Source organism: Bdellovibrio bacteriovorus HD100, assembly GCF_000196175.1.
Lineage (GTDB): Bacteria > Bdellovibrionota > Bdellovibrionia > Bdellovibrionales > Bdellovibrionaceae > Bdellovibrio > Bdellovibrio bacteriovorus.
The window spans coordinates 2,649,555-2,674,847 of record NC_005363.1 but is presented as its reverse complement, the minus strand read 5'-3'; the positions used below and the strand labels follow the sequence as shown (position 1 = coordinate 2,674,847).

At 51.8% G+C, this 25,293-nt stretch carries 21 protein-coding genes; 14 read left to right on the top strand and 7 right to left on the bottom strand.

Annotated features, from left to right (window positions below; genetic code table 11):
* Positions 1-26: 26 nt before the first annotated feature.
* The 5 genes from hutH (at position 27) to BD_RS12565 (ending at position 6,227) form a co-directional block, all read left to right on the top strand.
* Positions 27-1,562, top strand: a complete 1,536-nt coding sequence (hutH, locus tag BD_RS12585; RefSeq protein ID WP_011165142.1) for a histidine ammonia-lyase — start codon at positions 27-29, stop codon at positions 1,560-1,562.
* A gap of 66 nt (positions 1,563-1,628) precedes the next feature.
* Positions 1,629-3,275 carry a urocanate hydratase gene (hutU, locus tag BD_RS12580; RefSeq protein ID WP_038450005.1) on the top strand — a complete coding sequence of 549 codons (1,647 nt, stop codon included), beginning with the start codon at positions 1,629-1,631 and terminating at the stop codon, positions 3,273-3,275.
* 292 nt (positions 3,276-3,567) lie between these two features.
* On the top strand, positions 3,568-4,599 hold the full coding sequence (locus tag BD_RS12575; protein ID WP_011165140.1) for an ABC transporter substrate-binding protein: 1,032 nt from the start codon (positions 3,568-3,570) through the stop codon (positions 4,597-4,599).
* A gap of 6 nt (positions 4,600-4,605) precedes the next feature.
* Positions 4,606-5,427, top strand: coding sequence for an ABC transporter permease (locus BD_RS12570; protein WP_038450002.1), 822 nt, complete (start codon positions 4,606-4,608; stop codon positions 5,425-5,427).
* Positions 5,427-6,227: an ABC transporter ATP-binding protein gene (locus BD_RS12565; protein ID WP_011165138.1), complete on the top strand. Its 801-nt coding sequence runs from the start codon at positions 5,427-5,429 to the stop codon at positions 6,225-6,227. The genes BD_RS12570 and BD_RS12565 overlap by 1 nt, the downstream gene beginning before the upstream one ends.
* Before the next feature lie 3 nt (positions 6,228-6,230).
* On the opposite strand, the gene BD_RS12560 is transcribed toward BD_RS12565, so the two are convergent.
* The 3 genes from BD_RS12560 to BD_RS12550 form a co-directional block, all read right to left on the bottom strand.
* Positions 6,231-6,587, bottom strand: coding sequence for a hypothetical protein (locus BD_RS12560; RefSeq protein WP_231839173.1), 357 nt, complete (start codon positions 6,585-6,587; stop codon positions 6,231-6,233).
* Between the two features lie 194 nt (positions 6,588-6,781).
* Complete coding sequence (locus tag BD_RS12555; protein ID WP_011165136.1) at positions 6,782-7,477, bottom strand: hypothetical protein; 696 nt, start codon at positions 7,475-7,477, stop codon at positions 6,782-6,784.
* A gap of 9 nt (positions 7,478-7,486) precedes the next feature.
* Positions 7,487-8,776 carry a hypothetical protein gene (locus tag BD_RS12550; protein ID WP_231839172.1) on the bottom strand — a complete coding sequence of 430 codons (1,290 nt, stop codon included), beginning with the start codon at positions 8,774-8,776 and terminating at the stop codon, positions 7,487-7,489.
* A gap of 147 nt (positions 8,777-8,923) precedes the next feature.
* Between BD_RS12550 and BD_RS12545 the strand changes: the two genes are divergently transcribed.
* The 3 genes from BD_RS12545 to BD_RS12535 are packed head-to-tail and all read left to right on the top strand — an operon-like array spanning position 8,924 to position 11,228.
* Positions 8,924-9,658: an outer membrane protein assembly factor BamD gene (locus BD_RS12545; protein ID WP_011165134.1), complete on the top strand. Its 735-nt coding sequence runs from the start codon at positions 8,924-8,926 to the stop codon at positions 9,656-9,658.
* Positions 9,649-10,668, top strand: a complete 1,020-nt coding sequence (locus tag BD_RS12540) for a hypothetical protein (RefSeq protein WP_011165133.1) — start codon at positions 9,649-9,651, stop codon at positions 10,666-10,668. Before BD_RS12545 ends, BD_RS12540 begins: the two co-directional genes overlap by 10 nt.
* Complete coding sequence (locus tag BD_RS12535) at positions 10,665-11,228, top strand: hypothetical protein (RefSeq protein WP_011165132.1); 564 nt, start codon at positions 10,665-10,667, stop codon at positions 11,226-11,228. Before BD_RS12540 ends, BD_RS12535 begins: the two co-directional genes overlap by 4 nt.
* An 8-nt stretch (positions 11,229-11,236) precedes the next feature.
* Here BD_RS12535 and BD_RS12530 read toward each other — a convergent pair whose 3' ends face one another.
* On the bottom strand, positions 11,237-13,120 hold the full coding sequence (locus BD_RS12530) for a hypothetical protein (RefSeq protein WP_011165131.1): 1,884 nt from the start codon (positions 13,118-13,120) through the stop codon (positions 11,237-11,239).
* A gap of 427 nt (positions 13,121-13,547) precedes the next feature.
* Between BD_RS12530 and BD_RS12525 the strand changes: the two genes are divergently transcribed.
* From BD_RS12525 to BD_RS12505, 5 genes are all read left to right on the top strand, one after another.
* Positions 13,548-14,987 (top strand): hypothetical protein, encoded by a 1,440-nt coding sequence (locus BD_RS12525; RefSeq protein ID WP_011165129.1) that lies wholly within the window; start codon positions 13,548-13,550, stop codon positions 14,985-14,987.
* Complete coding sequence (locus tag BD_RS12520; RefSeq protein ID WP_041583599.1) at positions 14,957-15,376, top strand: hypothetical protein; 420 nt, start codon at positions 14,957-14,959, stop codon at positions 15,374-15,376. Before BD_RS12525 ends, BD_RS12520 begins: the two co-directional genes overlap by 31 nt.
* Positions 15,377-15,469: 93 nt before the next feature.
* A complete protein-coding gene (locus tag BD_RS12515) occupies positions 15,470-15,919 on the top strand; it encodes a hypothetical protein (RefSeq protein ID WP_226987807.1) in 450 nt (149 codons plus the stop codon).
* A 116-nt stretch (positions 15,920-16,035) separates the two neighbouring features.
* Positions 16,036-16,287, top strand: coding sequence for a hypothetical protein (locus BD_RS12510; RefSeq protein ID WP_231839171.1), 252 nt, complete (start codon positions 16,036-16,038; stop codon positions 16,285-16,287).
* Between the two features lie 8 nt (positions 16,288-16,295).
* Positions 16,296-18,815 carry a hypothetical protein gene (locus tag BD_RS12505; RefSeq protein WP_041583597.1) on the top strand — a complete coding sequence of 840 codons (2,520 nt, stop codon included), beginning with the start codon at positions 16,296-16,298 and terminating at the stop codon, positions 18,813-18,815.
* Between the two features lie 113 nt (positions 18,816-18,928).
* Here the strand turns inward: BD_RS12505 and lpdA are convergent, their stop codons facing one another.
* Genes lpdA through BD_RS12490 form a run of 3 tightly spaced genes read right to left on the bottom strand, consistent with a single transcriptional unit; the run spans position 18,929 to position 24,327 of the window.
* The gene (gene lpdA, locus BD_RS12500; RefSeq protein WP_011165123.1) at positions 18,929-20,338 is read right to left on the bottom strand and encodes a dihydrolipoyl dehydrogenase; all 1,410 of its coding nucleotides are present in this window, start codon (positions 20,336-20,338) and stop codon (positions 18,929-18,931) included.
* A gap of 2 nt (positions 20,339-20,340) precedes the next feature.
* Positions 20,341-21,600: a 2-oxoglutarate dehydrogenase complex dihydrolipoyllysine-residue succinyltransferase gene (gene odhB / locus BD_RS12495; protein ID WP_011165122.1), complete on the bottom strand. Its 1,260-nt coding sequence runs from the start codon at positions 21,598-21,600 to the stop codon at positions 20,341-20,343.
* A gap of 21 nt (positions 21,601-21,621) precedes the next feature.
* On the bottom strand, positions 21,622-24,327 hold the full coding sequence (locus BD_RS12490; RefSeq protein WP_011165121.1) for a 2-oxoglutarate dehydrogenase E1 component: 2,706 nt from the start codon (positions 24,325-24,327) through the stop codon (positions 21,622-21,624).
* 165 nt (positions 24,328-24,492) lie between these two features.
* Here BD_RS12490 and gpmA point away from each other — a divergent pair, with 165 nt between their 5' ends.
* A complete protein-coding gene (gene gpmA / locus BD_RS12485; RefSeq protein ID WP_011165120.1) occupies positions 24,493-25,239 on the top strand; it encodes a 2,3-diphosphoglycerate-dependent phosphoglycerate mutase in 747 nt (248 codons plus the stop codon).
* The last annotated feature ends 54 nt before the right edge of the window (positions 25,240-25,293 follow it).

The window sequence follows — 25,293 nt, the reverse complement described above, 5'->3', positions numbered from 1 at the left end:
CGGGCTTCTTAAGAGAGGCTCTGAATATGCAAATTACTGGTGAGAATATCACGCTCGAAAACCTATATGAAATCGCTCACAACCCTTCCATCAAAGCGGAGCTTTCTGCTTCTGGAAGAGCCAATATGCAAAAGTCCCGCGACTATATCGAGGGTCGTATTGCCAGTGGTGAAGTAATGTACGGTGTGAATACCGGCTTTGGTGCATTTTCTTCCGTGCGCATCTCGGATGCTGAAATTGAACAGCTGCAAAGAAATCTGATTCGCTCCCACTCCATGGGTATCGGGGCTCCGTTCACGAAAACGGAAACTCGCGCGATGATGGTTCTGCGTGCGAATGCTTTGGCTAAAGGCCACAGCGGCATTCGTCCACTGGTTGTAGAAAAAATTCTTGAGTTCCTGAACAACGACATCATCCCGGTGGTTCCTTCTCAGGGCTCTGTGGGTGCGTCTGGGGACTTGGCTCCGCTTTCTCATCTGGCGTTGACCATCATTGGTGAAGGCGAAGCGTGGGGTGCTGACGGCAAGCCGGTGCATGTGACTGAGTTGTTGAAACAAAAAGGCATCACTCCGCTGGAGCTGAAAGCCAAAGAAGGTCTTTCCATGATCAACGGTTGTCAGGTGATGACTTCCATCGGTCTTTTGTCTTTGTGGGAAAATCGCCGCCTGTTGTGGTTGGCGGATCTTGCCGGTGCGATGTCTTTGGAAGGCCTGCGTGGTTCCAGAAAACCATTTGATCCATTGATTCAAGCCAGCCGCCCTCACGCCGGTGAAGGCAAGACCGGCCGCAATTTGATTAGACTTATGGGCGAAACCAGCCCGATCGCTGAAAGCCACGCCGTCAATGATCCGCGTGTTCAGGATGCGTATTCTTTGCGTTGTATGCCTGCTGTTCACGGCGCCGCTAAAGACGCTTTGAGATATGCGGTGAAGGTTTTGGAAACTGAAGCGAATTCTTCCACGGACAACCCGTTGGTGTTTGCGGATGCGAACAAAGTTCTTTCCTGCGGTAACTTCCACGGGATGCCAGTGGCGCACGCAATGGACTTTGCGGGGATTGCGTTGTCTTCCCAGGCGAGCATCAGCGAATGCCGTATTTCCAAAATGATTTCCACCCAGATGAGTGAGCTTCCTCCGTTCCTGACCCCCAACGGGGGCTTGAATTCCGGTCACATGATCGTGCAGGTGGCAGCCGCTTCTTTGGTGAGCGAAAACAAAGTATTGGCGCACCCGGCGAGCGTGGATTCCATCCCGACGTCGGCAGAAAAAGAAGACCACGTTTCCATGGGTACGATTGCTGCCCGTAAGTTCGCACAGATTCTGCGTAACGCAGAAAATGTCGTAGCGATGGAATTGTTGTCGGCAACTCAGGCTTTGGATTTGTTGGCTCCGCTGAAACCGTCTGCTGCGGTGAAGGCTGCACACGAGCACATTCGCAAGACTGTGCCGTTTGCAAAAGAAGACCGCATTTTCTCTAAAGACGTCGAGGCGATCAAAGCCATGATGGTGTCTGGAGAACTGATGGCCGTCGTGGAAAACGCGGTCGGCAAACTGGAATGGTAGTTTTATTAAGTTAATATCTGTCGCACTGCTTAAGCAAAAGTAAGCAGGTACCTTTTGGGAGGGAATATGTCTCGAGTAGTTAAGGCCCCTACGGGCAACAAGATGGTGTGTAAGGGGTGGTTGCAAGAAGCGGCTTACCGTATGATTCAGAACAATCTGGATCCGGTGATTGCTGAGCACCCGGAAAATTTGGTTGTCTATGGTGGTATCGGTAAAGCGGCTCGTAACTGGGAATCTTTCGACAAGATTCTGGAAGCTTTGAAAGAGCTTGAAAACGATGAAACTCTTTTGGTTCAGTCCGGTAAGCCTATCGGTATTCTGAAAACACACGAAGACGCTCCTCGCGTGCTTCTGGCGAACTCCAACCTTGTGCCTAAGTGGGCCACGTGGGAGCACTTCAACGAACTCGATAAAAAAGGTCTGATGATGTACGGTCAGATGACGGCGGGTTCCTGGATCTATATCGGAACTCAAGGGATCATCCAGGGGACTTATGAGTCCTTCGTGGAAGCCGGTCGTCAGCACTTTGGCGGCAATCTTACCGGCCGCGTGATCTTGACAGCGGGCCTGGGTGGCATGGGTGGCGCACAACCGTTGGCGGGTGTCTTTGCCGGTGCTTGCGTTCTGGCCGTTGAAATTGATCCAACTCGTATCCAAAAACGTCTTGAAACCAAGTACGTGGATGAAGTGGCGACAGACCTTGACGACGCTTTGGCGCGCATCAAGAAGTACACGGCGGCGGGCGAAGCCAAATCCATCGCTTTGCAAGGCAATATGGCGACGGTGATCCACCAGTTGATCGAAAAGAACTTCACTCCGGATCTTTTGACCGATCAGACATCTGCGCATGATCCGTTGGTGGGTTACATCCCAGAAGGTTACACGGTAGAGACCGCGAAGACCTTCCGCGAACAAGACCAAAAAGCTTATTTGAAAGCGGCTTATGATTCCATGGCAAAACACGTTCGCGGCATGCTGGCGATGAAAGATCGCGGTGCTGTGACGTTTGACTATGGTAACAACCTGCGCGCGCGCGCTCAGGAAGCGGGCGTTGAAAATGCCTTCGACTATCCAGGCTTCGTTCCGGCGTTCATCCGTCCTTTGTTCTGCAAAGGTTCAGGTCCGTTCCGCTGGGTGGCTTTGTCGGGTGATCCAAATGATATCAAAGTCACTGACGATGCGATGAGAAAACTATTCCCGCACAAGAAAGACCTGCTGCGCTGGTTGGACATGGCTGAAGAGCGCATTGCCTTCCAGGGCTTGCCAGCACGTATTTGCTGGTTGGAATACGGAGAGCGTGCGAAAGCGGGCTTGATGTTCAATCAGCTGGTGGCCGAAGGTAAAGTGAAAGCGCCGATCGTTATCGGTCGTGATCACTTGGACTGCGGATCTGTGGCATCACCAAATCGTGAAACCGAAGCGATGAAAGACGGCTCTGACGCTGTCAGTGACTGGGCGTTGCTGAATGCGCTTGTGAACACCGCTTGCGGTGCCACGTGGGTCAGCTTGCATCACGGTGGTGGTGTGGGCATGGGCTACAGCCAGCACGCGGGTCAGGTGATCGTTGCGGACGGTACGGAGAAAGCCGCACGTCGCTTGGAAAGAGTGTTAACTGCCGATCCTGCAATGGGTGTATTTAGACATTTGGACGCAGGTTATGAATTGGCTCACGACATTGCCAAAGAGCGCGGTGTTCGCAGTCTTTGGTTGTAGGGCCTGCGGCCACAGTGCTGCAGCACCGGCAGGTGCGAAAGCTGAAGTAGCTTTCGCACTGTATGCGATCACATAAATGAATTGCTCAAAGGCGTTGGAATTCTTCAACGCCTTTTTTTATTTCGGACTCTGAAGCTTTATGTAGTTTCACAAAAAATAAATTTTGTGAGTCCTCTCTGATTTTCTTCTCATATTCACATCGTACTCAAATGAGACCCGAAAGTCTTGCCAACCTCTGCTAATCATCAGACCATTATTATATGACGCTCTTTAATTTGTTAGGAGGACTCCTATGAAATCCACAGCGAAAGCAGTTGCGATCTCTCGCGCTGTAAATATGAAAGCAGTGAAGCTGCTGCTAAGTCTTTTTGTTTTGTTGCTTCTGTTTGTATTCAACTTTGAAGCAAAAGCCCAAACTCCGGATGTCGTGCGAGTTGGAAATCTGAAGTTCGCTCACTATGGCGCCATCAGTTACATGAGCGAGTATTGCTCCAAGTACAATTTGAAGGTGACCGAGCGTGTGTTTGCCAAGGGCATTGATATCATGCCTGCGATCATCGCGGGTGAAATCGATGTGGCGGCCAGTGCTGCGGATGCGGCGATAGCCGGCCGTTCAGGCGGGGTGCCTATCTTTGCCGTTGCCGGGTTTGCGCAAGGTGGTGCGCGCATTGTGATCCGTCCGGATCTGGGCATCAAGTCCGTAAAAGACTTCAAGGGTAAAAAAGTCGGCGTAGCTCGTGGGGGCGCGCAGGAACTTTTACTTCTGGCAGAGCTGGCCAAGCACAACCTGACCTGGTCCGATCAGCCGGGGAAAGATGTTCGCATCGTGTACATGGCCTTTGCTGATTTGAATCAGGCGCTTCAGGCGAAGAACATCGACGCCATGGCACAGAGTGAGCCGCAGGCTTCCCAGGCCATCAACAAGGGCTTTGGCGTAGAGCTGTTGAAGCCTTATGACACTCCAATGGGCGAACCTGTCCGTACCCTGGTGATGACTGAAAAGATGTACAACACCAAAAAACCGGTCGCGGAAAGATTCATGAAGTGCTTCGTGGAGGCAACCAAAGCCTTCATCGAAAAGCCGGAGCTGGCTGAAAAATATGTCATCGAAAAAATGTTTAAAAACCAGATCACATCCCAGGACTTCAAGGATGCCATCGGAAACTCTCCGTACACATACGATCTGACAGTAGAGCATATGCAGATCACGACAGACTTTATGGTGAAGTACGGCGTGGGCCGCATGCAGAAGCCGCCAAAAGCTGCTGACTGGGTGAAGCTGGATCTGTTGACGGATGCCAAGAAGGCATTGGGCGTGAAGTAGGTGAGTATGAAGAAGGATCAGGGATTGCTGTCTAAACTCAAAGGTGTCTGGGTACCGGCGATTGTGGTGATTTTGTGGGAAGTCGTGGTGCGAGCCGGTTGGGTGAATCCTCAGGTGCTTCCGGCACCTTCGGCGGTCCTTGTAAAGTGGTATCAGTACCTGATGCCGCTAGAAGCTTACGATCCAGCACAAGGCTCAAAGTTGGCCTGGTATTTCTCGGGCGAACTGATTCGCGATCTTTGGGAAAGCTTCTATCGTGTATTCCTGGGCTTTGTGATCGGTGGGGGCCTGGCTTTGCCGCTGGGTCTTTTGATGGGGGCCAGCCAGCGTATTTATGATTACATGAATCCGCTGATTCAGGTTCTGCGTCCGATCCCGCCGATTGCCTACATTCCTTTGGCGATCTTGTGGTTCGGTTTGGGGAATCCTCCGGCGGTGTTCCTGATTGCTTTGGGGGCGTTCTTCCCGGTCCTGATGAATACCATCGTGGGCGTGCGTGCAGTGGACAGTATCTATATCCGGGCCGGCAAAAATCTGGGTGCGGGATCCTTTTTGATGTTCAGAAAAATCATCGTGCCTGCGGCGATGCCGTACATCCTTAGCGGTGTGCGCATCGGTATCGGGACAGGTTTCATCTGTATGATCGTGGCTGAGATGATCGCGGTGAACAACGGTCTGGGATATCGCATTCTGGAAGCACGCGAGTACTTCTGGTCCGACAAGATTATCGCCGGGATGTTCTCTATCGGTCTGTTGGGGCTTGCGATTGACACTGTCGTCAGCCGTTTGAATAACTATCTGCTGCGCTGGCATCGAGGTCTTGAATAATGTCGAATCCAACACAAATTGAAATCAAACATGTTTCCAAAGTCTTTAAAGGTTCCGAGCAGGATGTGATTGCCCTGAAGGATATTGATTTCAATATCGCGGAAGGTCAGTTCGTGTGTCTGCTGGGGCCGTCAGGTTGTGGCAAGAGCACGCTTTTGAATGCCATCGCCGGATTTTCTGCGCCGTCAGACGGCGATGTGTTCGTCGGTGGACACAAAATCGTGGAGCCCGGCCCGGACCGCGGCATGGTGTTTCAGGAATACGCTTTGTTCCCATGGATGACGGTCGAGGACAACATCACCTTTGGTCTGAAGATCAAAAACGCCCCGCCAGATCAAATCGAACAAAAGCTGCAGCAGCTTTTGAAAACGCTTAAGCTGACGGACTTCCGCAAGCGCTTCCCGAAAGATCTTTCCGGGGGGATGAGACAGCGTGTGGCTATTGCCCGCGTGCTGGCGCTGGATCCGCCGATCATGCTGATGGATGAGCCGTTCGGGGCCTTGGATGCATTGACCCGCCGAAGCCTTCAGGATGAACTTCTGAAGATCTGGAGCGAGCTGAAAAAAACCGTGGTCTTTGTGACCCACAGTATTGAAGAAGCCATTTATCTGGCGGACCGAATTATTGTGATGAGCTATCGCCCGGGCACCGTAAAAAAGGACGTGATGGTGCAAATCCCGCGTCCGCGCAATCCCGCAGATGTTGATTTCAACAATCTGAAGCGTGAACTTTCGCAGATGGTGATGGCGGAACAAAACCGCTTTGAGATGGCCCAGATGACGGGCTCTACCGGAGACTGATTTTTATTCGTCAGCAGGGGAGCCGGTGGTCACGCTGTTGTTTGTGGTCACCCGGCTTCGGCTCATTTGATGCAGCTTGTGTCCGAAGTGATGCAGCAGCATTCCCAGGAAAGAAAAACCAATTCCCAAAACCAGTGTCGTCGTGGTGGAAACAAAAGCCAGATTCAGGAACTCTTTGATTGAGGGTGCTTCGGTGTAGGACAGCTTCAGGCAGTTCCGAATCAAGAGGGGCAGGATGTACCCCACAGTCATCAGCACCGAGTTTTCCAGAATGTGGATGAATCTGCGCGCCAGCAGGCCATTCATGACGAACAGCAGGCACAGGAAGTTAACGGAATCCCCAATGATCTCCCAACTCAATGCTTGGTATACCAAGACCAGGGAACCCGAAAAAAAGAGGGTGTAATAGACCCACAAGCTCCGGCTGTGCAAAAAAGAACCGCTTTTTGTCATGCAATAGACCCTCTAGGTTTAATCTTAACAGAGGGTCTGTGGATTGAAATATCGTGACGGATTATTAATGCCTGTCAGGACCTAAGAGCAGGTCCTAAGTCTTATTGGCAAAGGCATTCCTTATAGCGGCAAGACAGAATTTTACCGTGGTTGTTGTACTGGAACTCGAACACGACATTGTCATGCTTTTCCAGGTTGACCGTGGTTTTGTCTTTCAGTTCCAAGACGGACTTCACTTCGTGGCGGCTGACTTTACCCAAAGCCAGCAGGGACTCCAGAGTTTCATCGCCTTTCAGAGGCAGACGCTCCGGGTATCCTTCAGCATCCAATTTGAAGAAGCGGATTTCCACTTTGTCTTTGGCATTGGTGTTGTCCGCCGTGATCAAGTGCACGCGGCGCAAAGATCCATCCGGCAAAGTCAGGTGGTAGTTTTCAAGAGAGATTTCCTCTTTGGCAATGCCGACACTTTTTTGCAGGTATTCCATCAGGGCTTCCGGCGTGGCGATGGCTTGAGCCGCCACTTCCGGGGCACAGGCCTGCAAAGACGCCAGGAAGGTGTCTTTGCCGGAATCGGTCTGAACTTGCGCATTGCCTTTTTCACCCAGGAAGCTGTCATCGCCCGCAGTGGTCGCTGGAGTTGCTGCCGTCGCTGCGGCTTGCTCTCCTTCCGCTATCTGCAAAGCTTCCTGCTGCTTCTGATGGAAAAGAATATGCAGGAAGTAATAGTCCGTTGCCACACCCAGTGCGAAAAGCACCAAGGCCCAAGTGATCCATGTGCTAAGTTTAGTCGATCTCATAGTTCCTTTTTATTCCTGAGTTAAATCTGGAGCCCAATGGTCCCATGATTGGCAGCTTCTTGCACGCTGCGAAGGTCCACGAGCCTCACCCCAGCGGTACTCACCACTGTCATGCGGATTGTTGGAAATCAGGCCCTGGAACAGACGTCGTTTGAACTCTGCCAGATCCATCTTGCGGCCTGGCAGGTAATCCACCACGCAGACGGAAGCAGCAGTCACGGTCTGAGCGGCCATGCGGGAAGTTTCCTGGGCTGCAGACAAAGAGATCGCCGGGAAGATTTTGTCCAATTGAGCTTTTGTGGAAGCGCTCAGCTGGTTGCCCCCGTTGATTTGCAGAATTTCTTTGTACGCGCGACGCAAAGACATGAAGTCGTCAAAGATACGACGGTCACGGTTTGGCGTGGAGTAAGTGTCATAAGTTGCATAGTCCATGCACTTGTTGTTGCGCTTAAGGTAATCCACACCTTCATTGATGGAAGTCACGCGATCCGCAAAACCAGAGCACGTGGTCTTGATCAGACGAGCGACCAACTGGTCGTCTGTTTCCTGGCGCAGAGCCAGGCGGTTTTGCATGTGACGAACCCATTTGTTCAAAGGAATTTTGAACTGTTCATCGCTGTAACCCGGCGTCTGCCACACGGGTTTATTCAACGCAGATGCTGGTCTCCAGTAACGGAAGCCCGCACCACTGTTCACAGAGTAATCACCCTCAAACACCCAGTCAGGATTTGGCCAGGACTGGCGTTCTTGCAGGCCGAAGCCAGAGTTCGCACCGACAACAGAGTTGTAAACCAGGTACGGAACGCCGATCGGCAGGATCTCTTTGATTGTCCAGGAGTGGTGGTTCTTTTTCGATGTCGCCAGCAGGCTGCCTGGGCGGATGGTGTTGCGGCTGATCGCCACCGGATAGGTGTCGTTCGGAAGAGAACGCGTGGACATCACACCATAGATGTACCAAAGGAAGTTGCGCACGCGCTGATTTTCGCTTTGGCCGTCCCAACGGCTCATTTTGTTGGAGATGGTTTTGCCAGCTGCAGTCGGGTCTTGAGCCACGAACGGCAGGCGGTTTTCATAGGCAAAAATAATACGCATGGAATAAACTGTGTCGGCACAGTCCACACGAAGGCCATAATAAGGATTGCTTTGGCCGTTACGCAAAGACTTGCGGGAGAAGAAGTCCGTGCGCCATTCCGTGCGAACCCACTCCGCAAAGCGGTCTTCATAGGCTGGGGACCATTCATTGACTTCCGTCCAAACAGCCGCATTGGCCGTCGTTCCCATCATCAACATTACAGACATTAAGAGTGTACGAAGCATTTTACCCCCTCGAGTGTTACACCGGGGCAGGGGTATATTGCTGGCAGGTAAGGATCAATGGAATTATTATAGTGCGTCGTGTGTCATCTCGAATTTTATACCGCGGCTCGCTAGTATGCTGCGTTATCTATGCGAACACTCATCCAACTCACCCTTATTGCGGTCATTTTGTCTCTTTTGGCTTGTCAGTCAAAAGAGGAGCCTGTCACTCGGGAAAGCCGCCTTTCCAAGGGGCATCAGCTAATTGATCAGAGTCATTGGGATGAGGCGATTGAGTACCTGACGAAGCTCGAGCAGCAAGACCCGCATCTGCACGTGAGACTGGCGCTGGCTTCCGCGTATGCGGGCCGGGCGGGGGTGCGGATTGAAAAGATCTATTCCTTTGTGGCGGTCCGTAATCTGAAGCCTCAGACCGTGTCGTTGAACGCAGCTCGCATGGATCAGAAGACTCAAGAGTTGATGCAGTCACTGGGCCGCTATGCTGCCCAGTGGGAGAAAATCCCGGAAGTAAGGGCCTCGGGCCGTGAAGACTTAACCCGCGCCTTGCAGGTGCTGGCCGAGCAACCAGAAGCCGGGGCGCGCCTTTATGCCGCGACTTTGCGGGTGGTGCTTTTAAAGTCCGTCGTCAATGAAGGGCTATTGAACTGGCAGGTGGTGCGCACTCAGAAGATCTGCTCAGACGTGGTCCAGCCTTACTATGATTGGGCTTTGCAGTTGCTGGAGCACCTGATTCTGATCAGTCAGGATCTGACTTCCGCGTTTCCCGGGAAAAAAGCGGAATTCAGCCGCTACACCGAAGATCTGCAACGTTTTAAGAAAGAAGCCGAAGGCGTCCCATGGCCCCAGGAAAAAATATGCTTCTAAGACTTCTTTTGTCGATCTTTCTGATACTCCTTTCGACGATCGCGAAGGCCGCGACCTATTCGCCGGCCATTCGTGATGGCGGCAGCCGCTTTCTGGCAAGATCCCTGGGAAGTGCCTGCTATTCCATGGACAGTCTGCGCCGGGGACTTCCGTGCAATCCGGCTTATGTCGCGAAAGAAAAATCCCCGCGTTTTGATACCGATCTGCTTTTAGGCAGTAACATGGAGTATCTGCGCGAGGCGGAGGCGTTGTTAAACGGTAACAGCGACGAGGCGTCCGTTGCGAAAATGTTTTCCCGCCGCGAAGCGGTCGACGGAGAAATTTCCATCGAAGCCTCCTTTCAGCGTCCGACCTGGGGTGTTTCGGTAGAGCCCTATCGTCTGGTGTATGTATATCAGTTTGAAAACGCGTCGTTACCCATGGTGGACATGATTGCTTCGGAAGAACAAAGCATTAAAGCGCAGCTTGCCAGTTTCACCTCCGGAAATTTCTATGCGGGTCTGCAGCTGCGCTACACGCATGTGAAGTATGTCGGTAACTATTTTTCTGTGGTTGAGGCGGTGGCCGGGGACCGGGACAAACTTTTTGAAATTCACAATCAGGATATCCTGTATGTCGAACCGGGTCTTTTGTATGCCTGGGAGGACACTTCGTGGGAGCCGCAGATTTCAGCGATGCTTTCCCAATGGGGAGTCAGCGACAAAAAGTCCGAGCAGTATCCCATCCGCCCTCAGGGCTTGTTGGGGGCTTCCGTAAAACCCGCTGTCCCGCTGGGGCTGTTAGAAGTCGGCATGCAGCTCCAGGTTCACAACGACACTGAAAACTTTCAGGATGCCGTTCGTGGGGCTGTGACCTATCAGTTGGGAGTCTTGCAAGGCGTTCTCAGCGCCTCCCAGTACGATCAGGCCGCGGCATTTTTGGCGACGTACAAAAGTTTTTCCACGGGCCTTTCTTATTGGAGTGAGCGCACGAACAAAGCCGTGTTTGTGCAGTTCGGGGTGAGCCTGTGAGATTTCTTGTCTTCGTGATCTTTTTGGTTTTTTTAAGCGGGGAGTCCTTCGCTGGCGATCGCCGCGACGTGGACTATTCCGGTCCATCCAACTGGAATGAATTCCGCGCCTTTGTTCACAATCAACAAAAAGAAGACGAGCAGGCGGGCTTAGCCTATATGATTTCCGGTGCGGTCGCGGCCATCGGTGGCACGATCGGCTATCAGCAGTCAGAGGAAATCTTCAGTCGCACGATTTTTGCCATTACGTCCAATGTGGGGCTGGCGGCGATAGGGTTGGGTGCGACCTATTACTACACCGGCAACGAAATGGATTCGTTCTTTTATGCGATTGATGGATCTTCATTGTCCTTGGCGGAAAAGAATGAAGTATTGCAGCGGTTTTTGCTGAAAGAGCGCGAAGAAAAAGAAAAGCGCAAATGGATCCGCGTGGCCACGCATGCCTTGCTGGCGGTGGCGAACATTTACAGTGCCACGCAGGAAGAAAACAGCGACGTGCGTTCTGTGTTCTACTTCCTGGGCGGGGCCAACACTCTGTTGGCGGTGACCTACAGTTTTTAAATTATTAATTAGCGGCGGCCCTTACAGCAGTAAGGAAGAATCGGATTGGATCCATCCACGGTGACACCAAAGCCATAGAAACCCGCAGACCAGGATCCACTGGTGCAATTGATGACATGGGCACTGGAATTGTCCGCCAGCTGGCTGATCCAAAGAGTTGTGTTGCTGGGGATGAATCCTGTTTGGCACATACCAACGGCCTCTTGCAGGTCACACAGCTTGCCGCCATTGTTCAGACACTGGGTCATGGAAGTCGCGAAGTTGGTCCCTGTGACAGATTGCTGTTTTGCGCAGAACGGATCCCCCTTGTTGATCAAGGTCCATCCCGAGTCACAAGGCGCGGCTGTTTTCCACGCTGAAGTTGCAGAGTCATAAATCAAAGATCCACCGTCAAAATATCCAGCGGCTACGTTCACGGTTTTACCCTGGATTTTGGAAATTGTTGGATTTGGATAAGTTCCGCTCAGATCCCCACCGGCAGCCCCGGCTGGTGTACGAGCATCTGTGAAGCGCACATCGTTTCCGGCCGCCAAAGTGTTGGCGGCGGTGCCCACGTTGGCCGTGATCACCGGAGCGGTGCTGCTGTTAGCGACAGTGATATAGGCATTGGCGCTGGTGACGCCGCTGATGATATTGACGGTGGTGCCACCGGCGGCAGTCAGGCGTCCCTGGGCATCAACACTGAAGGACGGAATTTGAGTGGCGCTGCCATAGGTTCCCGGAGTTACGCTGGTGTTCGCCAACGAAATCGTGCCGGTTGAAGTGATGGTTCCTCCGCTCAGGCCAGTGCCTGCGGCGATGGACGTCACTGTGCCGGTGCCCGTTGGAATGGTCGCTGGAGTCCAGTCAGTCCCATTATAGCGAAGCACCTGATTGACGGTAGGAGCCGTAGACGAGATGTTGACCCCGCGCAGTCGAGTCACTTGATTCGCGGAAGCTGTCCCGGTCACATCGCCGGCCAAGGCCAGTGAAAGGGCCTGACAGTTCCAGGTGTCCGTGACGGAATTGTAGTGGAGCGTTTCTCCAGCAGAACAACTTGGAAACGCGGCTTTATTTACTTTACTGCTTAGTTCTGCATTCAGATTGCTGATGTCCGTGATAGCCATTGCACTGGCTTTCCATTGAGTCCCATCGTGTTTCAGAACCTGACCGTTAGCGCCCGTTGGTAAAGTAAAGGTCGCACCGGTCTGATCCTGCACGCAGGCCAGATTCGTACCGTTGGAGGTCAAGGTGTACCCAGCGGCACACGTGGGCAGAGTGGACTTTGCAAAACCCTGTACAGTCGGATCATTTTCCGCCGTCAGGAACTGGTCGTAGTTTGCCACCACTGAGAGCAAGGCCGTCATCTGCGCCGGTGACATCGCCGGAGCTGTGCCGCCATCGACACGCAACAAACTGGTGGCGCTGTATTCGCCCAGTTTGGCGGCGGACTGGGCGTTTTTGGATTCTGTTGCAAATGGAACGGCTTTCAGTTTTTGCGGGGAGAAACTTTGCCAGCTGGATCCATCATAGAAAGAAATGCGCAAAGATCTTTCGTCATTGGATGCCGGATTGTAGTTGGCACCGCCTTTACAAGACAAAGCCGCACTGTTGGCAAAGACCTTTTCCAGCGGCACGTCACCACTGGAATAAACCCGTGTGCCGGAACCCAATACCAGGTTGAAGCGGCCTTTGGAGCTGCTCAAATCCTGATTGTTGATGGTTTCCTGGTACACCACGCAGGTGGTGTCGGGGGATAGGACTTCCAGATTAAAACTGACTGCGTTGGACTCCACAGGAGTGCCGTCAGGGCGAAGGATCTTCCCTGAAACATGATAGCCTTCCGCCTTTGCGGCGACGGCAAACAAAAGCGAGATTATCAACAAAGGATAACGAACGTGCTTTGGTTTCATTCCACTATATATTCGGAGTTATTTAGATAAATCCTTAGGATTTTGACCGTAATTTAGTCGGTATCTTCATTAAGAATTAGAAGGTAGCCCTGAGATGAGACAAGTTGGGTGCTTCTGTCTTCTTTCGAAACAGTGGCTTCCAGTTTGAATCCGTCCGGGGATGTGGAGACCCCATGACTTGCCAGATCTGTCTTTATAAATGAGCCCCCTGTGGGGCTGCCGGTGCTCGGAGAGGGTGTTTGCCCTTTTAAAAAGCTGACCTGCGGGGTGACGTCAGAACATCCCCCTAAGACCAGCAACGCACTCAAAAGACTAAAAGACAGTTTAAGCATTCTTAATACTTATCGGATGAACGGAACTGGACTTTAGTGCATTCAGTTTTCGGGCATTTAAACAGATAAGACATTGATAAATATGGAAAGAGGAGATGATCGTGCAACGTTCAAGGACATCCTTTTGGTTTTACACATTCTGTTGCCTGGTTTCATTCACTGCGTTTGGCTGGTATGAAGTCACTCGTCCAACTGCGGGCTCTGGCGATTATGCCTCCAGCGCTGAAGAGCAGGTGATTAAAAAACTGCAGACCGTGAACAAATCCCTGACAGGAATTGGCACGACGGCGGCCAAAGACGACATGACCTGCACCTGTAATTTTGGTGATGTGGAAAACATGATCACGTTCGAAAAACCGGAAAACTGCGGCCCGGATCGCAACTACCTGCAAAAGCAGTTTGAAGCCTTCAAAAAAGCGGACCCGAAAGGGTTGTTCGCTGGGGGACGTGACTATTCCAAGACGGCTGAAATTCTGCCTCGCAAATGTGCTCTTTATATCATGAAGCGCTTCTGGAAAGACCGCGCCCTGACGCCGGAAGAAAAGCGTGAGGCGGACATTGAGTTCAACCGCACGGCCCCTCCGACAAATCAGCGTGAAGTCAAAGACGTGAAAGACTATAAAAAAGACCCTTGGTTGTTCGCCAAGTGTGACAAGGACACAGGGACTCCAGAGCGTTATGGTCACAAGGCCTGCGTGACTGAAAACTATGTGAATCTGGTTTATAACTCTTTGATTGATGTGGCGGACTGTCTGGAAGTGCCGGCAAAATTCATTGCGCCAAAACTTTCCAATGAAAGCGGTCTGCATGTGAATGCGTTTGGTCTGGTGAATGACGGTGGTATCGGTCAGTTCACGGATCAGGCGTTGGCGGATGTGGCTCAGAACTTTGAAAACTTCAAAGGCCGTATCAACAACAGCACCAAAGAATCCTGCCAAAGACTGCGCAGCATTCCGGGAGCAGTTCCCGCCAAAGCCGCAGAAATTCTGTCCGAGGACTCTCAGCGCTGCCATGCGATTTCAACACCGCCGAATCCGCTGCGAAGTATGGTTTATTACGGTATTTTCTATCATGCGACCAAAAGAAATTCCAACGGTGCGTGGAATCGTTCCACGGATGCCAAGAATCCGGATTTCAAGGGTGTCGAACAGCTGATGAAAGACGCTGGTATCGACAGCTTCGACAAAGAGTCTATCAAAGAAATGATCTTTGTAATGGCTTACAACTCGGGTCCGGGTCGTCCTCCGGTCTTCTATCGAGAGTGGCTGAAATATCGTATCGCGACACTGAAAAAGTATCCGATCACAAAGGCTGACTTTGACATGAATTACTGGCCGACAGGACCGCAGATGAAGGCTAAAACCGGGGAAGCCCGTGTGAAAGCCATTGGCAAAAAGACCCCTTTGACGCTGGCGGAATATCTGTTTGCATATAAAGATTCTCTTTATATCCCGGCAGTCAAAGCACAGGCACGCGTATTGGACAAAGCACTAGGAGCTGGCACATGCACAGAAAACAAATTCTTAGAACTGTAATTGCGGTACTGATGACCGGTCTTTCTGTGAATGTGGCACAAGCGGCCAAAGTGGACGTTTTTGCTGAGTTCAACAAAAAGATCACGAAACTTGAAGGGGAGTTGAAGAAGGAAAAGGACGTGACCAAGCGTTACGATGTCTTCCTGAAAAGCTTCCGGGAAATGGGCGAGTTGCGATCAAAAAATCCTCGCCAGGCCGAAGAGAAAGAAATCAATATGAGTCTGTTCATGGATTCATTGGCGTTCCTGCCAGAGAAGAAAGAATTCCAGGCGTCCAAATGCAAGGACTATAAAAAGGAAGTGAATGACATGATGAAATCCTATGCAAAGGATCAAAAAGAGCCCTTTGTCGACAAGGCTTTCAATGTCGTTGATCTGATCTGTAAGTAAGCAGATTAAAAAATCACTTAATATGGTGCCTTCAGCCCTGCTAGAGATTGAAAAACATCTCGAATCATAAGATAAAAGGGGCTGGAGGTGCGCATGAAAACGATCTGGGTCTTGTCAGCAGTTATGGTCTGCAGTCTGGACGCTCATGCCATTATCCCACCGGAAGGGCTGGGGGCCGGCGAGGTCGCCATTCGCAGCAATCGCAGTGTGCGCCAGCAGGTGGAATCCTATACCGAGATGCTGGAAAAAGAAGTCTCCAAAGCCAAGAACAACAAAGAGCGCTACCGGGCCATGAACCGCATTGTCCTTCAGATTCGATCTTTGAGGGACAATAGCGTGCCGCAAGGGGCGCAGGACGAGGCACACATGGATTTGCTGGTGTCCGTTCTGGAATCCCTCCCTGCTGAAAAAAAGTTCAAAAAGAAAGACTGTGCGAAGTACGAATACGAACTGATCAATCAGTACGAACCCACCGCGGAAGAGTCTCCGACCGAGCCTGCAGTCTTGCCGGGTTGGAAGGTGTTAGAATCTTTGTGTCAGTAGGCCCTTGGCCCGCGCCTGATCGATCCGGGATTAATTAAACGTAATACAGTTGAGGCTTTCTTTGGAAAATCCGATAGATTTTCCAAATGCGCGTTATTGTAAAAACTTGTCTCACCTTGATACTGTGGAGTCTTCTGTCGGCTTGCTCGATGGAGGCGTCCATTGTTTCGCTAGAGGATGCGCCAGTTCCTCTGCGTTCTGTTCCCGGCAAGATGGCTATTACTCCTTCTCGACAAATCAGCGCCAAGGATGAATCCGGTCAATACCGGGTGGAAGGCGTGGTGGGTGAAGTCACCACGACAGACAAATCCTATACCGAAGACGGAGTCTATCAGGCGGAAATAAACATACGCTTTCAAGTCATGTGAGGAACGTTATGGGGAAGCAGCTTCTGGCGATTTTGACATTCAGTATCTCTGTCACAGGTGCTTGGGCCAGTGGACCTAAGGGCATTCAAATTTCCGGGCGCATTCTGGATGTGGCTTCCGAGCTTCCGTTGAATGCGGGCAGTGTGGATTTTACCGTCAAAGTGTTAAGCCCCGACAACTGTCTTTTGTATGAAGAGCAACATCTGAACAAAGATCTTTCTGCATCTGATGGCAGCTTTGCGCTGACGATTGGTGCGGGAACTGCCGCGATGAACGTTTATGCCACCGCCGGGCAGGAACAGACACGGGAAAATATTCTGAAGGTCTTTTCCAATGATTCGGCTGTTGCTAATGGGTTGACCTCTCAGCATCAGGGGGCTGAGTCCACTGTCTGCTCGGGCTCTTACACTCCCGCCGCCGGTGACATCCGCAAAGTGAAAATCGTCTTTGATACCGGTACTGGTGGTCCTCGCGCTATCTTGCCTTACCATCAGATCGGTACAGTTCCTTATGCCATGGTCGCACAAGAGGCCGCCAAGGCCCGGGATGCCGACAAGTTGGGGGGAGTCTCAGCCGCAAGTTACGCAAAGATCGCAGATCTTGCGACGGAAGTTCCTAACAACGAAAATGATCCGACCGTTCAGGCCTTTGCAAAATCGGCGCTGCCGACTTGTGCTGCGGGTGAGGTTTTAAAATCCAATGGAACCAGTTTCTCGTGTGTGACTGATACAGGGGGTGCTGTGCCGGTGGCGACAGCGGCCAGCACCGGTGTTGTCCAAGTGGGTTCAGGTCTGTCGGTCAATGGCGCTGGCGTTTTAAGTGTCGGCAGTTTGCCGATTTCCCAGATTGCCGGCCTGCAGACGGCGCTGGATGATCGCCTGCAAATGAGTCTGCTGCAGCAGTGTACCAGCAGTCAGGTTTCAATATGGAATTCAGTTTCGGACACTTTTGCCTGCTCTAACATCAGCATCACGGCCAGTCAGATGTCTGACTTTAACACCGCGGTGGATGCTCGGGTCAGTGCGGCGGACACCGCCAATCCCAAATTGCCTTTGAACGGCGGTACGATGACGGGCGATCTGAATATGGGTGGCGAGGATGTTCTTTCTGTCGGCCACATCACCATGGGTGCGACGAAGACTTTGTTGCTGGGTAATTTCACGCAAGCGCAGGAAGATGCGCTGGTGCTGAATGCCGGTCACAAAGGTCTTTCCTGGTACAATTCGGACTTGAAAGCGCTTCGTTACTATGATGGAGCTGCAAAACTGACGGTGGCGGCCAGCACCTCTGCCTGCGCTGACGGGCAGATTTTAAAATGGAATAACACGGCGAAAACCTGGGATTGCTCGGTCGACTCCAGCGGGACTACGCCGGGAGATGCCTCTTACGCCGCAAAAGGTCTTGTGCGCTTTGATACCAGTGCGGACGTCTCGGGGATGACGGTGGCATCCGGATTAGCCAGTGTGAATACGGGGACCGGCGCAAATCAGATTGTGAAGCTGGGGGCGGACTCGAAATTGCCCGCTGTGGATGGTTCTGCTTTGACGAATATCAATGCCAGCAATATCGCGACAGGGACCGTGGGGACTTCTGTGCTGCCGACCATACCAGTCACGAAGGGCGGTACAGGTTTGACAGCGGGAACTTCTGGCGGGATTCCATATTATAACTCGGGAACGACGATGGCATCTTCGGCAGCTCTCGTTCAAAACGGTGTTGTTTTGGGCGGTGGTGCGGGGGCTTCGCCAGTGACGACGTCAGCGGGGACGGCCAATCAGGTTTTACGTGTGCCAGCAGGTGGCGGTGCGCCGACCTTCGGTGCTATTGATTTGGCTTCTGCGGATGTTGTGGGAACTTCAGTTTTACCAATTGCAAACGGCGGTACGGGGGCTGCGACAGCGGCCAATGCCCGCACAGCTTTGGGCTTGGGAACTGCGGCTGTGGCGACAACGGGGAGTGCCTCAGGCAATGTCCCGGTCTTGGGTGTGGGTGGTATGACAGCGAACAAGATGTGTACTTCGGATGGTACCGGAACTGGCATTATCTGTAACGTGAACATCCCGGGGACAAGCACCCTGATGGGGTCTTTGACGATGCTGGGAAAAGCGGGGTGCCAGTGGGAGCATGCCAATACTTCGTTTGCCTCTTTTTCAAACGTGGTGGCATGTAACACGGCCACGGTGACGGGACTGGCTTCGGCTCCAACGGAAGGCAAGATTCCGGGCATTCGTTTCGCAAATCTTCCAGCGGGAGATTATGAGCTGACTGTATTAATTTTTTCGATGTATCCGGTGGATGCCGGGGTTTACTGTCGTTATCGTCTTTGGGACGGCACAAACTTCTCGGGCATGGCAGGGGCCTATGAAAGTGAAATCTATCAAATGACCGGGTTGTTTTCTTATGCCACGGACCAGACGAATTTGACCTTTTATGTTCAGGCGCAGACGCTGACGGCCACGAAAAACTGCCGTGCCGATATTACGGTGCCTGGGCAGGATAAGATGCAAATCTATTTGAAGAAGCTGTAGCTGGTTGAATACGTGGAAAAGAAAAACCCACAGTCGGTGACTGTGGGTTTTGTTTTGCTGCTTCAGCTTACGTGGCTGCCGGGCTGGGCCCGAAGCTCTGCCCGCTGTCGCGGCTACATCTGGCGTTGACGTTTTTCAACGGCCAAAGCGGCTTCACGCACAACTTCAGACAAAGTAGGGTGGGCGTGGAAGGATCTTGCCAGATCTTCGCTGCTGCCGCCGAACTCCATGCACACGATCACTTCGTGGATCAGCTCAGACACGCTTGGACCCACCATGTGAGCGCCCAGGATTTTGTCTGTTTTCTTGTCCGCGATGATCTTTACGAAACCTTCGGTGTACCCTTTCGCGCGGGCACGGCCGTTGGCCATGAACGGGAATTTACCCACGTTGATTTCCAGGCCTTTTTCTTTGGCGAATTCTTCCGTGATACCAACAGAAGCAATTTCCGGGTGAGTATAGATCACACCTGGAACCGTGTCGTAGTTCACGTGACCCGCACCACCAGCCAGGATTTCTGCCAATGCCACGCCTTCTTCTTCCGCTTTGTGCGCAAGCATCGGGCCGGCAATAACGTCACCGATGGCATAGATGCCCGGCACGTTGGTTTGATAGTGTTTATCCACGATGATGCGACCTTGAGGGTCTTTTTGGATGCCCATTTCTTCGCAGCCAACGCCCGCAGAGAATGCTTTGCGACCCGTGGAAACAAGCACAACATCCGCTTTCATGGAGGACGCTTTGCCGTCAGTCAAAGATTCATAAGTCACTTCAACGCCGTCGTTGCCAACTTTAGAACCAGTCACTTTCGTGGAAAGAAGGAAGCTCATGCCTTCTTTTTCCATGGATTTTTTAAGCACGTTCATGCAGTCCTGATCCATCGTGCCGCCCAGACGGTTGGCATATTCGATCACAGTGACTTTGGCACCCAGACGCTGCCATACAGAACCCAGCTCAAGACCGATCACGCCACCACCCACAACGATCATGGACTTTGGAACCTGATCCAATGCCAGTGCGCCGGTGTTGGAAACGATACGTTTTTCATCGTACTTCAAGAACGGCAGTTCCACAGGAACAGAGCCGGTTGCGATTACGATGTTCTTGGCCGTCAGGATTTGAGTGTTGCCGTCAGCACCTTTCACTTCCACTTTGCCAGCGGCGACGATTTTACCCATGCCGTTGAATGGAGTGATCTTGTTCTTTTTGAACAAGAAGGCGATGCCTTCGGTATTTGTTTTTACAACCTTGTCCTTGCGAGCCTGCATGGTTGGAAGATCCAAATCCACTTTGGAAACCTTCACACCGTGAGCAGCCAAGTCGTGCTGAGCCGCTTGATAGTGCTCAGAACTTTCAAGCAGGGCCTTGGAAGGGATGCAACCCACATTCAGGCACGTGCCTCCGTAAGTTTTATCTTTTTCAATCACGGCCGTTTTAAGACCCAGTTGAGCTGCACGAATGGCCCCTACGTAACCGCCGGGACCGGAACCAATAATAATTAGGTCAAATTGAGTGTCTGCCATGATTATACCTCTAGAAGCAATCTTTCAGGATCTTCGACAAGTTCTTTGATTTTAACAAGGAAGCTCACAGCCTCTTTGCCATCGATGATACGGTGATCGTAAGTCAAAGCCAGATACATCATCGGGCGGATTTCCACTTTTCCGTTGATCGCCATTGGACGATCCTGGATTTTGTGAAGGCCCAAGATAGCTGACTGCGGGAAGTTCAAAATCGGCGTGGAAAGCAAAGAACCGAACACACCACCATTGGTGATAGAGAAGGTGCCGCCACCCAGATCATTCGGAGTGATTTTACCATCACGGCCTTTTGCCGCCAGATCACGGATCGCCAGTTCAATGCCAGCAAGGGACAGTGTATCCGCGTCTTTCACGTTCGGAACCATCAAGCCCTTCTCTGTGGAAACCGCAATACCGATGTTGTAGTAGTTGTGGTACTCGATGTCTGTGCCGTTGATCCATGCGTTGACTGCAGGGAAGTCTTTCAGTGCCTCAACAACGGCTTTTACGAAGAAGCCGTTGAAGCCCAGGTTCACGCCGTATTTTTCTTTGAACTTGTCTTTGTATTTAGAACGAAGCTCCATCACCTTGCCCATGTCCACTTCGTTGAAAGTGGTTAGTAGAGCTGCCGTGTTTTGCGCTTCTTTCAGTTTTTCGGAAATACGCTTGCGGATGGTCGTCATCGGAACAAGCTTTTTGTCGCCCTGCTTGGACGCGGCAGCGGGCAGTGCTGGAGCGCCGGTCGGCGCGGAAGCTGGAGCAGCTTTCGGAGCGGCAGGTTTTGCGCCCGGCTGCGCCTCAAGAACGTCCCCTTTAGTCAGGCGGCCGTCTTTACCCGTGCCTTGGATCGCAGAAGGGTCCAGACCCTTTTCATTTACGATTCTGTTAACAGCAGGGGACAAGTGCGCAGAAGCGTCTTTCCCGGCGGCAGCCGGCAGAGCTGCAGCACCGGCAGGTGCGGAAGCTGGAGCAGCTGCCTTTGCAGTCTCAGCCGCAGGAGCTGCTGCGCCCGCAGCTGGTTTTGCGTCTGTATCAAGAGTCGCCACTGTCGCGCCGATCTGAACAACCGCACCGGCTTCGCAGCCTGGGTTGATAGTCAAAACACCGTCGTTTTCCGCGACAACTTCCACGCTGGCTTTGTCAGTCTCAAGAAGCATAAGAACTTCATTGCGTTTTACAAAGTCGCCGGATTTTTTAGTCCAACTGCCGATGGTTGCTTCTGTGATGGATTCCCCAACCGCGGGAACTTTAATCTCTTGTTTCATGGCAACGTCCTTTTATAAAAATTATCTATTAAAAACTGCTTTAATAATCTCAGCTTGTTCAGTTCTGTGTCTGTAGACGGAACCCGTCGCTGGAGAAGATCTCTCCGGACGGCCCACGTATTCAAAGCCCAGTTTCAAGCCGGCTTTGGATACAACCTCAACAAACTTGAAGTACACATTCTGGAAGGCACCCATGTTTTTAGGTTCTTCCTGTGCCCAAACCAAAGTCTTCGCTTTAGGGTAGGACTTCAGAACTTCCGTCACCTGAGTTGCAGGGAATGGATAGATCTGCTCCAGACGAACCAAAGCCACGTTTTCTTTTTTGGATTTTTCTCTTTCTTCCAGAAGCTCATAGTAAAGCTTGCCGGAAACAAACACCACGGTGTCCACTTTGGATTTGTCGATGGTGTCAGCAATCACTTCCTGGAAGCGGCCTTTTGCCAGATCCTCAATAGAGGATACCGCGCGTGGGTGACGCAACAGGGATTTCGGAGACATCACAACCAATGGTTTGCGGAAGTCACGGCACACCTGACGGCGAAGAGCATGATAGATCTGGGCTGGTGTTGTCAGGTTCACAACCTGCATGTTGTTCTGGGCACAAAGCTGCAAGAAGCGTTCAAGACGGGCCGAGGAGTGCTCTGGGCCCTGACCTTCATAGCCGTGTGGCAGAAGCAGAACCAAGCCGCTCATTTGCTGCCATTTGGATTCGCCCGCAGCCAGGTATTGATCGATCACGATTTGCGCGCCGTTGACGAAGTCACCAAACTGCGCTTCCCACATAACCAGGGATTTTGGATCGTGAACGGTGTAACCGTACTCGTAACCCATCACGCCGTACTCAGACAGGATACTTTCAGCCACCAGCAGTTTGGCTTTTGGATTCAGATCCGCCAGTGGGAAGTAAGCTTTGCCAGTTTTGAAATCATACATACCCGCATGACGGTGAGTGAACGTGCCGCGCACGCAGTCTTCACCGGTCAGACGAACGGAGGTGCCTTCGGAAAGCAAAGAGCCGTAAGCCAAAAGCTCGCCCATGCCCCAGTCGATGTTTTCTTTGCCGGCACCCATGGCTTTACGGGCTTCCAGAAGTTTGATCAGTTTCGGATGCGGAGTGAAGTCAGCAGGGTAGCTGCCGATTTTTTCACCGATCTGTTTTAGTTTTGCCAGGTCGAAGCTTGTGTCCGCTGCTTTTTCAAAATCAGCGTCCTTGGCTTTGCGAAGTCCCTTCCAGTTGCCTTCGAACTTGAAGTTCTTAAGCTTAGGCGGGTTCTTCTTGGTGTCTTCATAGATTTTCTGCAGACGATCCATGGCCTGGTTGTACAGGTCTTCGGAAGTCTTCGCGTCCACAGATCCTTCGGCTGCCAGTTTCTTGGCGAACAACTCACGCACAGTCGCGTGAGTTTTGATCAGCTCATACATCTGTGGCTGAGTGAAGGCTGGTTCGTCCCCTTCGTTGTGGCCGTACTTGCGGTAGCACAGAAGGTTGATGACTACGTCTTTGCCGAACTCCTGACGATAGCGAAGGGCGATGTCCATGGCACGAACAGCACTTTCAACGTCGTCACCGTTCACATGCAGAACCGGCGTGAAGGTCATCTTCGCCGCATCGGATGCATAACGGGTGGAACGGGTGTCTTTGCCGCTGGTGGTGAAACCCACCTGATTGTCGATGATGATGTGAATCGTGCCGCCAGTGGAGTGAGAGTGGACTCCGGCCATCTGCAGAGTTTCCTGCACGATGCCCTGACCGGCAAACGCCGCGTCCCCGTGGATCAGAACCGGAACGACATTCTTTTTACCAGAAGCGCCGATTTGATCCTGAGCCGCACGAGCCATACCCAAAGCCACCGCATTCACGGTTTCCAGGTGAGAGGGGTTGTAAGCCAAAGTGACTTTGCAAGTGCCAGTCGGGGTTTTCTTTTCAGTGACATAACCCAAGTGGTACTTCACGTCGTTGTCGAAGTCTTCGATAGGCTCTGCCAGTTCCAGTGGGCCATTGAAGTCACCGAAAACATATTCTTCAGGCTTGCCGAAGAAGTTCACCAGAATGTTCACACGTCCACGGTGAGCCATGCCCACGAAAACTTCCTGAACCTGCTGGGCAGTGCCTTTGTTCACCAAAGTGTCCATCATCGGCAAGATGGAATCAGCACCCTCGACAGAGAAACGCTTGGTTCCCACATAGCGGGTGTGTACGAATTTTTCCAGAGTCTCAGCTTTGGTCAAAGAAGACAGGGCGTCTTTCTTGTCAGCCAAAGCCAGTTTCGCCGGATTGTTTTCAAACTGCTGGGTCAGCCATTGCACTTCTTTCGGCGAAGCGTCGGCTGCCTGCAAAGAAAGAGTTCCGCAGTAAGTGGCTTTCAGGTGATTGATGATTTCGCCCAACGTGGCATTGGCTTTGCCAATCACAGAACCGATTTGGAATTTTGCTGTCAGATCTTTTTCTGTCAGACCGAAGCGTTTCAAAGAAAGAAGCTCACCCGCTTGTGGAGCATAGAGTGGATTCAGATTGGCTTCAGTGTGTCCGTCAGCGCGATACGCCTGGATCAGTTGGAAGACGGCCAGCTCCTTGTCGGACATTCCGAATTTGCCACCTTGGGCAAACTCAACACCTTCAAAAAAACTTTTCCATTCAACTGCGAGAGAATCCGGATTCGCTTTGAAATCAGCATAGAGTTGTTCGATATATTCTAGATTCGCACTGTTGATGCCACTGTTGCTCACGATTAACCTCAAACGTCGCATTTGGTAGTTGATTAGCGCTCGCTAATTTTTCAAAATCTTCGGGGTTTGACACGCCTTAATGCGTAGCAAAACGCCAAGCTTTTGATGTTATTTAAAGCCCTGTCATGATAGCTCTTTTTCTATCCAAAATGAAGGAGTTTAAGCGTGTATAAGTTGGTGCTAATTCGACACGGCGAAAGTGTGTGGAACCAGGAAAATCGCTTCACTGGCTGGCAGGACGTAGATCTTTCTGAAAAAGGTCGAGCGGAAGCTCTAAAGGGCGGCAAAGCTCTTCGCGAAAAAGGCTTCAGTTTCGACGTTGCATACACAAGCGTGCTGAAAAGAGCGATTAAAACTCTGAATTTCGTATTGGATGAAGTGGATCAGGTGTGGCTTCCAGTCCACAAAGACTGGCGTTTGAACGAAAGACACTACGGAGCCCTTCAGGGACTGAACAAAGCTGAGACCGCAGCTCGTCATGGTGAAGAGCAAGTGAAGATCTGGCGTCGCAGTTACGACACTCCGCCACCTCCGATGGAAGTGAGCGACCCTCGTCATCCTTCCCATGACCCTCGTTACAAGAATGTTGACGCTCAACTTTTGCCTAGCAACGAGTCTTTGAAAGACACCGTGGCCAGATTCCTTCCGTTGTGGGACGGCACGATCGCACCTGCTGTAAAATCAGGCAAAAATGTGCTCATCGTGGCCCACGGGAACAGTTTGCGTGCCTTGATGCAGCATTTGGAGGGCATGACCCCGGACGAGATCATGGGCGTCAATATGCCGACCGGGATCCCGATGATGTATGAATTGGACGCAAACTTGAAGGTCCTGAAAAAGGAGTTCATTGGCGATCCGGACGAGGTCAAGGCGGCGATTGAGGCCGTGGCCAACCAGGGGAAGGCGAAGTAGTTCCTTCCAGTGCAAATTTCTTCCCAAAGCCCACCACCGTCAGGTCGTGGGCTT